Annotated in this window: 7 protein-coding genes; 2 read left to right on the top strand and 5 right to left on the bottom strand. The window is 71.5% G+C overall.

Features of this window, described 5'->3' with window-relative positions:
- Window positions 1-362: 362 nt before the first annotated feature.
- The 3 genes from hemW to lepA all read right to left on the bottom strand — a co-directional run bounded on the left by hemW (window position 363) and on the right by lepA (window position 5,696).
- Complete coding sequence (hemW, locus tag ACFYM2_RS21835) at window positions 363-1,595, bottom strand: radical SAM family heme chaperone HemW (protein ID WP_388838400.1); 1,233 nt, start codon at window positions 1,593-1,595, stop codon at window positions 363-365.
- Between the two features lie 78 nt (window positions 1,596-1,673).
- On the bottom strand, window positions 1,674-3,557 hold the full coding sequence (locus ACFYM2_RS21840; protein WP_359008981.1) for a long-chain fatty acid--CoA ligase: 1,884 nt from the start codon (window positions 3,555-3,557) through the stop codon (window positions 1,674-1,676).
- A 273-nt stretch (window positions 3,558-3,830) separates the two neighbouring features.
- Window positions 3,831-5,696, bottom strand: a complete 1,866-nt coding sequence (lepA, locus tag ACFYM2_RS21845; RefSeq protein ID WP_350230207.1) for a translation elongation factor 4 — start codon at window positions 5,694-5,696, stop codon at window positions 3,831-3,833.
- A 227-nt stretch (window positions 5,697-5,923) separates the two neighbouring features.
- Between lepA and rpsT the strand changes: the two genes are divergently transcribed.
- Together rpsT and ACFYM2_RS21855 are read left to right on the top strand one after the other, a co-directional pair.
- Entirely contained in the window at window positions 5,924-6,190 is a 267-nt protein-coding gene (gene rpsT, locus ACFYM2_RS21850; protein WP_359008979.1) for a 30S ribosomal protein S20, read from the top strand.
- A 488-nt stretch (window positions 6,191-6,678) separates the two neighbouring features.
- A complete protein-coding gene (locus ACFYM2_RS21855; RefSeq protein ID WP_359008977.1) occupies window positions 6,679-7,293 on the top strand; it encodes a response regulator transcription factor in 615 nt (204 codons plus the stop codon).
- Between the two features lie 28 nt (window positions 7,294-7,321).
- On the opposite strand, the gene ACFYM2_RS21860 is transcribed toward ACFYM2_RS21855, so the two are convergent.
- On the bottom strand, window positions 7,322-10,066 hold the full coding sequence (locus tag ACFYM2_RS21860; protein ID WP_388838403.1) for a sensor histidine kinase: 2,745 nt from the start codon (window positions 10,064-10,066) through the stop codon (window positions 7,322-7,324).
- Window positions 10,067-10,071: 5 nt separating this feature from the next.
- Complete coding sequence (locus ACFYM2_RS21865) at window positions 10,072-12,549, bottom strand: sensor histidine kinase (protein ID WP_388838406.1); 2,478 nt, start codon at window positions 12,547-12,549, stop codon at window positions 10,072-10,074.
- Window positions 12,550-12,700: the final 151 nt, after the last annotated feature.

Genomic DNA, 12,700 nt, shown 5'->3' on the forward strand with positions numbered 1-12,700 from the left:
GCCCCAGACCCCGTTCGGCCTGAACGGCCTCGTCCTCAATCTCCCCCAAGGCCTTAAGGGCCAGGGGGGACCCCCATGACGGGCTGAGGTTGCCGACGCGGGCCAGCACCAGCCCCGCCAGGGGCGCGGGGAACTGCGCGAAAAGCGACCACGACCCGCACCCGAACACAAGGCCCTCAAGGGGCGCGGGGAACGGCGCGAAAAGCGACCACGACCCGCACCCGAACACAAGGCCCTCAAGGGGCGCGGGGAACGGCGCGAAAAGCGACCACGACCCGCACCCGAACACCAAGCCCTTAAGGGGCGCGGGGAACTGCGCGACCAGGCACGCACGGCCCGCACCCGGAAGCGGAACGGGTGGGTCAGTCGACCAGGTCTCGGATTACCGCGTCCGCGAGCAGCCGGCCCCGCAGGGTCAGGACCGCCCGCCCCCCGGCGAACTCCCGCTCCGACAGCAGCCCGCCCGCGACCGCGCCCCGCGCCGCCGCGAGCCCCGCGGGCCGCAGCAGATCCAGGGGGCAGCCCTCGCGCAGGCGGAGCTCCAGGAGGATGCGCTCCACCCTGCGGTCCTCCGAGGACAGCAGCTCCCGGCCCGCACCGGGAGAGCGGCCCTGGGCCAGCGCGGCGGCATACGCGCCCGGATGCTTCACGTTCCACCACCGCACCCCGCCCACGTGGCTGTGCGCGCCGGGCCCGGCCCCCCACCAGTCCGCCCCGCGCCAGTACAGCTCGTTGTGCAGGCAGCGCCCCGCCTCGGTGGTGGCCCAGTTGGAGACCTCGTACCAGGAGTAGCCCGCCGTGCCCAGCACCTCGTCCGCGATGAGGTAGCGGTCCGCGTGCTCGTCGTCGTCCGTCATCGGGACCTCGCCGCGCCGGATGCGGCGGGCCAGCTGCGTACCCTCCTCGACGATGAGGGCGTACGCGCTGATGTGGTCGGGGCCCGCGCCCACCGCCGCCGTCAGCGAGGCCCGCCAGTCCTCGTCGCTCTCGCCGGGCGTGCCGTAGATCAGGTCCAGGTTGACGTGGTCGAAGCCCGCCGCGCGCGCCTCGGCGACGCACGCCTCCGGGCGGCCCGGCGTATGCGTACGGTCGAGGACCTTCAGGACGTGCTGCCGGGCACTCTGCATGCCGAAGGAGACCCGGTTGAAGCCGCCTGCGCGCAGCTCGGCCAGGTAGGCGGGGTTCACGGACTCCGGGTTCGCCTCGGTCGTCACCTCCGCGTCGTCGGCGAGGCCGAATTCCTCGCGTACCGCCGCCAGCATGCGCACCAGGTCGGACGCCGCGAGCAGGGTCGGGGTGCCGCCGCCGACGAACACGGTCCGCACCGGGCGCGGGTCCCCGCCGAGCACCTTGCGGGCGAGGCGGATCTCCTCCACGACCATGTCCGCGTAGTTGTCCCGGGAGGCCAGGACGCCGCCCTTGCCGACCAGTTCGCTCGCCGTGTACGTGTTGAAGTCGCAGTAGCCGCAGCGCGTCGCGCAGTACGGCACGTGCAGGTAGAACCCGAGCGGCCGCTCCCCGGCGCCCTCCAGGGCATGGCGGGGCAGGGACCCGTCCTCGGGCATGGGCTCACCATCGGGCAGTACGGAAGGCATGCCCCCATTGTCCGGCACCGCGCGAGCGGCCGGGGCCCACGGGAGCCCCGCCCCCCTCCACCGCGCCGGCGGCTCCGCTCAGGCCTCGCGCGAGCCCGCGTACATCTCGTCGATCAGGGCGCGGTACTCGCGCTCCACCACCGGCCGCTTCAGCTTGAGGCTGGGGGTGAGCTCGCCGTGCTCGATGTCGAGGTCGCGCGGCAGCAGCCGGAACTTCTTGATCGTCTGCCAGCGCTGCAACCCCTCGTTGAGGCGCTTGATGTAGCCCTCGACCAGCTCCACCGTCTGCGGCGCCGCCACCACCTGCGCGTACGAGCCGTCGATGCCCTGCTCCTTGGCCCAGCCGAGGATGGTCGGCTCGTCGAGTGAGATCAGCGCGGTGCAGAAGTTCCGGTCGGCGCCGTGGACCAGGATGTTGGAGACGAAGGGGCAGACCGCCTTGAACTGGCCCTCGACCTCGGCGGGCGCGATGTACTTGCCGCCGGAGGTTTTGATGAGGTCCTTCTTGCGGTCGGTGATCCGCAGATAGCCGTCGGCGGACAGCTCGCCGATGTCACCGGTGTGGAACCAGCCGTCGGACTCCAGGACTTCGAGGGTCTTCTCGGGCAGCCGGTGGTAGCCCTCCATGACGCCGGGGCCGCGCAGCAGGATCTCGCCGTCGTCCGCGATGCGTACCTCGGTGCCGGGGAACGGCTTGCCGACGGTGCCGGTGCGGTAGGCCTCGCCCGGGTTGACGAAGGAGGCGGCCGAGGTCTCGGTCAGGCCGTAGCCCTCCAGGATGTGGATGCCGGCGCCGGCGAAGAAGAAGCCGATCTCGGGCGCGAGCGCGGCCGAGCCGGAGACGCAGGCCCGCAGCCGCCCGCCGAACGCCTCGCGGATCTTGCTGTAGACCAGCGCGTCGGCGACCTTGTGCCGGGCCGACAGCGCGAAGGGCGCGCCGGGCCGGCCGGTGCGGCGGTAGTTGTCCTGGCTGACCTTGGCGTACTCGCGGGCCACCCCGGCCGCCCACTGGAAGATCTTGTACTTGGCGCCGCCGCCCTCACGGGCCTTGCCCGCGATGCCGTTGTACACCTTCTCGAAGATGCGCGGGACGGCGGCCATGTAGGTCGGCTGGACCACCGGCAGATTGTCGATGATCTTGTCGATGCGGCCGTCGACGGCCGTCACATGGCCGACCTCGATCTGCCCGGAGGTGAGCACCTTGCCGAAGACGTGGGCGAGCGGCAGCCACAGGTACTGCACGTCCTCGCCGGTGATGAGGCCGGTCGCGGCGATGGCCTTGGCCATGTACGACCAGTTGTCGTGCGGCAGCCGCACACCCTTGGGGCGGCCGGTGGTGCCGGAGGTGTAGATGAGGGTGGCGAGCTGGTCCGCGGTGATGGCCGCGACGCGCTCCTTGACCGCGCCGGGGTTCTTCTCCAGGTGGGCGGCGCCGCGCGCCTCGAGCTCGGCGAGGGTGAGCACCCAGCCCTCGGGGTCGCCATCGGCGGGCTCGGCGCCCGCCGGGTCGATGACCACGACGTGCCGCAGGTCCACCAGCGCCTCGCGCCGCTCGCGGGCCTTGGCCAGCTGGGCGGCGTCCTCGGCGATCAGGACCCGGCTCTCGGAGTCGGCCAGGATGAACGCCGACTCCTCGGCGTTGGTGGAGGGGTAGATCGTGGTCGTGGCGGCGCCCGCGCACATCACGCCGAGGTCGGCCAGGATCCACTCGACGCGGGTGGAGGAGGCGAGCGCGACCCGCTCCTCGGCCCCGATCCCGAGGGTGATCAGGCCCGCCGCGATCGCGTGGACCCGCTCGGCTGCCTGGGCCCAGCTGAGCGACTTCCACTCCTCGGGGCTCTGGCCCGTGCCCGGGACCGGATAGCGGTAGGCCTCCGCGTCCGGTGTCGCGTCCACGCGCTGGACGAAGAGGGTCGCCACGGACGGCGGCCGGTTCTCGATCAAGGTCTGGGTGTCGCTCACGACGTCCTCCGGGCTGGCCTGCGGCAAGGCTGCGCGACTGGGCTGGTTGTCCGAGTGCTCTGGGCTGCGTGTGCTGAGTCCGAGTGCTCTGGGTCCTCTGGCTGTCCGACGCTTGTTTAACTGGTGAGTAACCATCGGGCGTGATCAGAGTAGAGCGCCGCCGCCCGCCACGTAAGGGGCAACCAAGAGTGGTTTCATAACGAACGGACCCCCGTGCCGGGGCACGGGGGTCCGTTGTGGTGAGGGTGCGAAGAGCCGGTGATCGCGGGCGTACTACTTCTTCTTGGCGCCCGACTCGTCGCTGGAGAGCACCGCGATGAAGGCTTCCTGTGGGACCTCGACCGAGCCCACCATCTTCATCCGCTTCTTGCCCTCCTTCTGCTTTTCGAGGAGCTTGCGCTTGCGGGAGATGTCGCCGCCGTAGCACTTGGCGAGGACGTCCTTGCGGATGGCGCGGATCGTCTCGCGGGCGATGACCCGGGAGCCGATCGCGGCCTGTACGGGCACCTCGAAGGCCTGGCGCGGGATGAGCTCGCGCAGCTTGGCGACCAGGCGCACCCCGTAGGCGTACGCCGCGTCCTTGTGGCAGACCGCCGAGAAGGCGTCCACCTTGTCGCCGTGCAGCAGGATGTCGACCTTGACCAGGCTCGCGGCCTGCTCGCCGGTGGGCTCGTAGTCCAAGGAGGCGTACCCGCGCGTCTTTGACTTCAGCTGGTCGAAGAAGTCGAAGACGATCTCCGCGAGGGGCAGCGTGTAGCGGATCTCGACGCGGTCCTCGGAGAGGTAGTCCATGCCGAGCAGGGTGCCGCGCCGGGTCTGGCACAGCTCCATGATCGAGCCGATGAACTCGCTGGGCGCCAGGATGGTGGCCCGCACGACCGGCTCGTACACGTCCGAGATCTTGCCCTCGGGGAACTCGCTCGGGTTGGTGACGGTGACCTCCTTGCCGTCCTCCAGGACGACGCGGTAGACCACGTTGGGCGCGGTCGCGATGAGGTCGAGGTTGAACTCGCGCTCCAGGCGCTCGCGGATCACGTCCAGGTGCAGCAGACCGAGGAAGCCGACGCGGAAGCCGAAGCCGAGGGCCGCGGAGGTCTCCGGCTCGTACACCAGCGCGGCGTCGTTGAGCTGGAGCTTGTCCAGGGCCTCGCGCAGGTCGGGGTAGTCCGAGCCGTCCAGCGGATACAGGCCCGAGAAGACCATCGGCTTGGGGTCCTTGTAGCCGCCCAGGGCCTCGGTCGCGCCGTTGTGCAGGCTGGTGATGGTGTCACCGACCTTGGACTGACGCACGTCCTTCACGCCGGTGATGATGTAGCCCACCTCGCCGACGCCGATGCCGTCGGCCGGGGTCATCTCGGGGGAGGAGACACCGATCTCAAGGAGCTCGTGGGTGGCGCCGGTCGACATCATGCGGATGCGCTCGCGCTTGTTGAGCTGGCCGTCCACCACACGGACATAGGTGACGACGCCCCGGTAGGAGTCGTACACCGAGTCGAAGATCATCGCGCGGGCGGGCGCGTCGGCGACACCGACCGGGGCGGGCACGTCACGCACCACGCGGTTCAGGAGCGCGTCCACGCCGACGCCGGTCTTCGCGGAGACCTTCAGGACGTCCTCGGGCTGGCAGCCGATGAGGTTGGCCAGCTCCTCGGAGAACTTCTCCGGCTGGGCGGCCGGCAGGTCGATCTTGTTGAGGACGGGAACGATGGTGAGGTCGTTCTCCATGGCCAGGTACAGGTTGGCCAGGGTCTGCGCCTCGATGCCCTGGGCGGCGTCGACGAGCAGGACGGTGCCCTCGCAGGCGGCGAGCGAACGCGACACCTCGTACGTGAAGTCCACGTGGCCCGGGGTGTCGATCATGTTCAGGATGTGGGCCCGGCCCTGGTCGGGGCCCTCGGTGGGGGCCCACGGCAGACGGACCGCCTGGGACTTGATCGTGATGCCGCGCTCGCGCTCGATGTCCATGCGGTCGAGGTACTGGGCGCGCATCTGCCGCTGCTCGACCACGCCGGTCAGCTGGAGCATCCGGTCGGCAAGGGTCGACTTGCCGTGGTCGATGTGGGCGATGATGCAGAAGTTGCGGATCAGCGCCGGGTCGGTACGGCTCGGCTCGGGCACGTTGGGAGGAGTCGCGGGCACGCAGGGTCCTGATTCTTGAGGCCCGCGGGTCTGATCGCGGCGCCTCGTCTCGGGTCGACGACGGTTCGATACGTAAGTAGCAACCCCTATCGTCCCACGCCTGCGGGCCTGCGCCCGGTTTGGGCTGGTCGGGGGGCGACTGGTACCGTGGACAGCTGTGTCTCCTCACCCTTTCGGCGGCGGGACACGACCGAAGATCGAATCATCGAACCTGCAAAGGCTCTTTCGTGGCGAACATCAAGTCCCAGATCAAGCGGAACAAGACGAACGAGAAGGCGCGCCTGCGCAACAAGGCCGTCAAGTCCTCGCTCAAGACCGCGATCCGCAAGGCCCGTGAGGCTGCTGTGGCCGGCGACCTCGAGAAGGCCACCGTGGCCGCTCGCGAGGCCTCCAAGAAGCTCGACAAGGCCGTCAGCAAGGGTGTCATCCACAAGAACGCCGCCGCCAACAAGAAGTCGGCGCTGGCGCACAAGGTTGCCGCTCTCCAGGGCTGAGACGTAACCGCTTCATCTGAACGACCGCCTGTACGGGACCCAGCGGACCCTCTCTACCGCTCCCGTACGGCAGCTTGAGTGCCGCGCGCGGACGCGTTCGCCACGCGGGCGCGGTACCACCAGAAGTGACCCGAGGGCCCCGTCGCCTCCTTCCCCAGGAGGCACCGGGGCCCTCGCGCGTGCCACGGGGGCGCGCGGCGCCCGGCCCCGGCCCATGCTCTTGGGCGGCCCCCGCGCCGGGCGCCTCGCGCGGGTGGCGGGCCAGCCCCGCCCTGTGGGCGCCGACACCGGGGTGAAGACCGCGAGGTCCCGCCCGGTGTCCGGGGCGGTGGCACCGCCAGGGTCGCGGCCGAGACCCCGGCCGGGTCCGCCCAGGCCGTAGCCAGGACCGCCCGGGCCACGGCATGGACCGCCGACTACGACCCGGGCCGGAGGCCTACTGCATAATCGCTGGGACCGACCCATGATCCAGCACAACGGGGGGCACCATGGTGCGCGTTCTGATTGCCGAAGACATGCACATGCTGCGCAGAGCACTGGTGTCGCTCATCGAGCTCGAGCCCGATCTGGAGGTCGTCGCCGAGCTGGCGTCGGGCACGGACATCGTGCCGACCGCGATGGCGATACGGCCGGACGTCGCCGTCCTCGACATCGATCTGCCCGGCACCGACGGCATCACCGCCGCCGCCGCCCTGCACACCTCCGTACCGGAGTGCCGCACGCTCATTCTGACCAGCCTCGGCCGGCCCGGGAACCTCAGGCGCGCGCTGGCCGCCCACGTCTCCGGCTTCCTGCCCAAGGACTCCGACCCGGACAGCCTGTGCGCCGCGATCCGCCGGGTGGCGGCGGGCGAGCGCGTCATCGACCCCCAACTGGCCCTCGCCACACTCGACTCGGGCCCCTCCCCGCTCACCGACCGCGAACGCGAAGTGCTGCACCTCGCTTCCGAGGGCCTGGAGGCCGGGCACATCGCGTCCCGGCTGCACCTGTCGTCCGGCACCGTACGCAACTATCTGACGTCGGCCGTCAGCAAACTGAACGCGCGCAACCGGGTCGACGCGATCCGCATCGCACGCGACGCGGGCTGGCTGCACGCGAGCTGAGGCCCCGCCGCCTCGCCACCCCGCCGCCTCACACCCCCGCCAGCCGGACCTCCGCGCAGAGTTCGAACCGGCCGCCGGGCCGAGGCCCCGCCGTGAGGCGGCCGTTGACCGACTCGACCCGCGCCGTCAGGTTCCCGATCCCGCTGCCACCCGCGAACCCCGAGCCCAAGCCCGCGTCCCCGGCCGCCCCCGCCCCGTCGTTGACCAGGCTCAGCCACACCGCGCCCGCCGTGCGCCCGGCGGTGATCTCGCAGGACGCCGCTGTGCTGTGCCGCAGCATGTTGGTCAGGCCCTCGCGCACCAGGGTGGCGAGGACGCTCTCCACGTCGTCGGGCAGCTCCCCGCACTCCAGTCGGACGGTGGCGCGGATGCCGACGCCGGACAGCAGGGCCGTGGCGTGCTCGGCCTCGGCGGCCAGCGACATCCGTCCGCCGCCGTCCGCCAGGGCGGGGACGTCGGACAGCGCGGCGCGGGCGATGGCCAGCACTTCGGTCAGCTCCTCGCGCGCCCGCGCCGGCCGGTCCCGCGCGATCCGCCGCACCAGCTCGCACTTGAGCGTGATCGCCGACAGGCTGAAGCCGAGCAGGTCGTGCAGGTCGCGCGCGAAACGCAGCCGCTCGGTGGTCACCGCGAGCCGGGCGACCTCGGCGCGCGAGCGGTGCAGCGCGCCGGCCAGCCGCGCCATGCGGGTCAGCCCGAAGACGACCACCGCGCAGATCGGTGTGTACGCGCTCTCGTAGATCACGTCCTGCGTCGCGACCCCCAGCGCGTACTGCGCGGCCCCGCTCGCGGCGGTGACCAGTACGAGGACCGGCCAGGCGGCCACCGCGGGCAGAGCGAGCAGCGCCGACCCGGCCAGGAAGCCCGGGGTACCCGCCCACGCCCTGCCGAACACCAGGAACGGCACGAACTGGAGCACCGCCTGCGCGCCCAGCGCCCCGTACCGCAGGCGCCCCTTCCAGCGCGCTCCCCAGGGCGAGCACCAGTGGAAGGACTCGGCGAGCTGGAGCGCGAGGCAGCCGAGCAGACAGAGTTCGACGGCGAACAGGCCGTGGGCGTACGGCGCGTAGGACCAGCCCTCGGCCGAGTACGACAGGAAGTATCCGACGAGCACCACAAGCGTGATCGCGCGTGCGACACGGGGCAGCACCCCGCGCTCGTCCCCCCACCCGGCCCCGCGCGACGTGCCGTCGGGCCTCGGTCGCGTACCGCCAGGCCCTCGGGCGGACGGCCCGGGTCGCGTACCGCCAGGCCCTGGAGCGGAGGGCCCCGGTCGCGTACCACCAGACCCTGAGGCGGGGAGCCCCGGCGATGCGCCGTCGGGCCCCAGTCGCGTACCGCCAGCCCCCGGGGCGTCGGACTCCGGTCGCGTCCCCTCGGACCCGGGTCGCGGCGCGTCCTGCCGCAACGGCAGGGCGGCCCGCAGCCTGAACCAGCCCTCGCCGTCGAGCCCGTGGGCCAGGGTGCCGCCGAGCTCGCGGACCCGGCCGTCCAGCACGGCGAGCCCGCCGCCGGGGGCACCGTCGTCGACCCCGCCCGATCGGGCACCAACGCGGGCCACGCCCAGTGGGGCGCCAACGTGGACCCCGCCGGGCACGGCACCGTCGTGGGCCCCGCCCGGCACGCCACCGCCCTCGGCACGCGCAGGCCTCGGGGCGCCCGGCACACCACCGCCCACGGCACGCGCGGGCATCGGGGCGCCCGGCACGGCCCCGCCCGGCCCGACGCCGTCGTTGGCGACAACCAGGACGGCAGCGACACCGTCGCACTCGGTGGTGATCACGCAGCGTTCGGCCCCGCTGTGCCGCAGCAGGTTCGTCAGACCCTCGCCGAGCACGGCGGCCAGGACGGTGTCCACCGGGTCCGGCAGATCGCCGCAACCGTGGCGGACCGTGGTGTCGATCCCCGCCGCCGAGAGCGTCGGAACCGCCGAAGCCACCTCGTCCGCCAGGGACATCCGCCGGTAGCCACGGCTGACGGACCGCACGTCACTGAGCGCCTTGCGTGCGATGACCAGCATCTCACCGACCGCCTCGCCCGCTCCGGCGGGCGCGTCCACGACGAGACGGCGGGCCCGTTCGCATCTGAGGGCGATGTCGGAGAGGCTGCGCCCCAGCACCTCGTGCAGATCACGGGCGAACCGCAGCCGCTCCCGCGCCACTGCGAGGCGGGACAGTTCCTCGCGCGTGGCGTGCAGCTGGTCGATCATGTCGGGCATCCGGGAGAGCCCGATGACGACCAGCGGGATCAGCACCGCCTCGATCCCCGCGTACGTGAAGTCGCCCGCGCAGAACCCGAGTTGGCGAAAGAGCGCGAATTCCCCCGCGACGGCGCACACGAAGAGCGGCCATCCGATGGCCGAGGGGAAGACGAGGACCGCCGAGGCGGCGAAGAACTCCGTCATCCCGCCCCACGCGGCCCCGAACACGGCGACCGGCCCGTAGGCGAGCACCCCGAGCAGCAGCCACGTGGCCCAGCGAAGGCGGCCGGCCCGACCGGCGAACCCCGGGAAGGAATGGAGGAGTTGGAGCGCCATGATGGCCACGAAGCCGAGCACGGCCCCCACAGCGTGCCACGGAGGCGGGTGCTCGGCCCAGACGTGACTGCCGTCGATGACGAAGAACCCGAGCAGCACTCCGGCGGTGATGGCGATCGCCGTACGCCGTGACAGTGCCCGCCCGTCGAGACGCCCGGGCCCGTCGCCCACACGACCGCCACTCCCCTTGCGACCGACCGCGTCGTCGACCCTCAACTGCCCGTCAAAGTCCACCACTTCGGTCACCGGCGGCCGACAGGAATCGGGGCGTCGCCCACGGAGCCGAGCCCGCTGGCCGCCGCACCCGACAGGTCGACCTCTGCCGTCAGCTCGAACCGGCCGTCGGGACGCGCCCCCGCCGTCAGACGCCCATTCACCGCCCGCACCCGCGCCGCTAGATTGCCGATCCCACTTCCCCCGCCGCCGAGCCGGGAATCAAGACCGGACGATGGACAGCCATCCACCCCGTCGTTGACGACAGTGAGCCGCACCCCACCCGTCTCCGTCCGCCGAACCCGTATCTCACAGCAGGCCGCCCGACTGTGCCGCAACACATTCGTCAACCCCTCCCGCACCACCGTGGCAAGAACGGTCTCCACATCGACATCCCCCGGCAACACCCCACCACCCATATCCACCGACGCCCGAATCCCCGCCCCCTCCAACACCGCCACCGCACTCCCCACCTCCCCCACCAGACTCAACCGCTGCCGCCCCTCAGCCACCGCCCGCACATCCGCCAACGCCCCCCGCACAATCCCCAACACCTCCACCAACTCCCCCCGCGCCACCTCAGGCCGACCCACCGCCAAACGCCGCGCCAACTCACACTTCAACGTCACCGCCGACAACCCAAAACCCAACAAATCATGCAGGTCACGCGCGAAACGCAACCGCTCCGTCGTCACCGCGAGCCGCGCTATCTCCGCGCGGGAACGATGCACTTCGCTCGCCAGCCGGGCCATGCGGGACAGACCGAGGATCACCAGCGCGCACATGACGGTGTACGCACCCTCGTACATCCGGTCCCAGAAGTGGCCCCCCGAGCGGTGCACGGCGACGTCGGCGGCCACGGTCACGCCGACGATCAGCGGCCACGCGGCGACGGCCGGCAGGGTCAGAAGCGCCGTGCCCCCGACGAACCCGGGCAGTCCCAGCCAGATCGAACCGAAGAAGAGCCACGGCACGCCCTGGAGCAGCAGCAGTACGGCGAGCGCGCAGTGGCGCAGCCGGGCGCCGTGACGCGCGAGCCGGACGAACCGCCACTGGAAGGACACCGCGCACTGCACCGCGAGCGTGGCGGCCATGCAGAGCTCGATGGCCACGGCCTCGCCGAGCGGTGGCAGAAAGGACTGGGCGATGACGGAGTACGCGAGGAAGTAGCCCACCAGGACCGCGAACGCGATCGCGGAGGCCGCACGCGGCAGCATGTCGGGATGCCCCAACCGCCGCGCACCAGGCTGTAGTTGATCGGACTCAGGCACCCTCGGTATACCGGTCCGGACACCCTCGCCCCTCGTCCCCGCCCCCACCCCCGCGTGATCGGACAGCGGCACGACGGCTTCGAGACGGAACCAGCCCTGATCGTCGGCGCCGTGGGTGAGCGTACCGCCGAGCTCACCCACCTGGGCGGCGAGCGAGGCCAGCGCCCCGGACGCGTCGTCCCCGGGTCCCCGCGTCCGCCCACTGCCGTCGTTGGCGACCCTCAACACGGCGGCTGCGCCCAGGAGTTCAGTCCGGATCTCACACCGCGCGGCCTTGCTGTGGCGCAGGATGTTCGTCAACCCCTCACGCAGCACGGCAGCAAGCACGGTGTCCACGGCGGCCGGCGGATGGCCCCCCTCGGCCTTCAGGGTCGTACGAATGCCAGCGGCGGACAGCATCGAGACCGCCGCGTCCGCCTCCCCCGACAACGACATCTCCCGATAACCACGACTGACCGAACGCACCTCCGCCAGCGCCCCACGCGACGCACGCAGCACCTCACCCAACTCCTCATCAGCCCTCGCCGGCGCCTCCCCGAGCAACCGGTACGCCAGCTCACACTTGAGAGAGATCGCCGACAGACTGAGACCGAGCACATCGTGCACGTCACGCGCGAACCGCAGCCGCTCCCGCGCCACCGCGAGCCGGGACAGTTCCTCGCGCGAGCGACGCAACTTCACGATCATGTCCGACATCCGCGAAAGCCCGACCACGATGAGACTGATCAGGACGGCGTCGAAGGTGCTGTAGAGAGTCGTGGCCATGTCGCTGCCCACGCCGACGACGACCGCGCAGGTGGCGAGGGCGATCGCACCGAAGAGCGCCCAGCCGAACGCCGCCGGGAACACCAGCACGGCGGACGCGCCGAGGAACGCCGGCATGCCACCCCAGGCGACCCGGAACAGCAGCATCGGAAGGTACGTGAGCAGCGCCTGTGCCACCCAGGTGGCCCGGCGGTGTCGAGCGAGACGCGGCAGCAACTCTGGGTGGGAGTGGGCCAGTTGGAGCACCAGGATCGCGAGGAACCCGGCCACGGCGCCCACGCTCTCCCAGGTTGACGGATGCTCGCGCCAGAGGAAGGCGCCGTCGATGACGAAGAATCCGACCAGAACGACGCCCGTGACGCCGACCGCCGCCCCGTACGGAAGCCCACCATCACCTCCACCGCCCACACGCCTGAGCCCCACGCTCGCACGCCCGAGCCCCGCGCCCGCAGGCACGAGTGGCGTCTCCACGGTTGCTGATCCCCTACGACGGCGTCGCAGACCCGCACCCACACGTCCCGACCTCGCTTCCGCGCGGACCGGATCCCTGTCCGGGCCGTCCGCGCCCGCGTGTTCGACGTCGTCGATGTCCAAAGCTCCCCCATGGCTTACGGTTTGGGTC

Origin of the sequence: Streptomyces sp. NPDC006711, from assembly GCF_042869775.1 — a bacterium.
GTDB lineage: Bacteria > Actinomycetota > Actinomycetes > Streptomycetales > Streptomycetaceae > Streptomyces.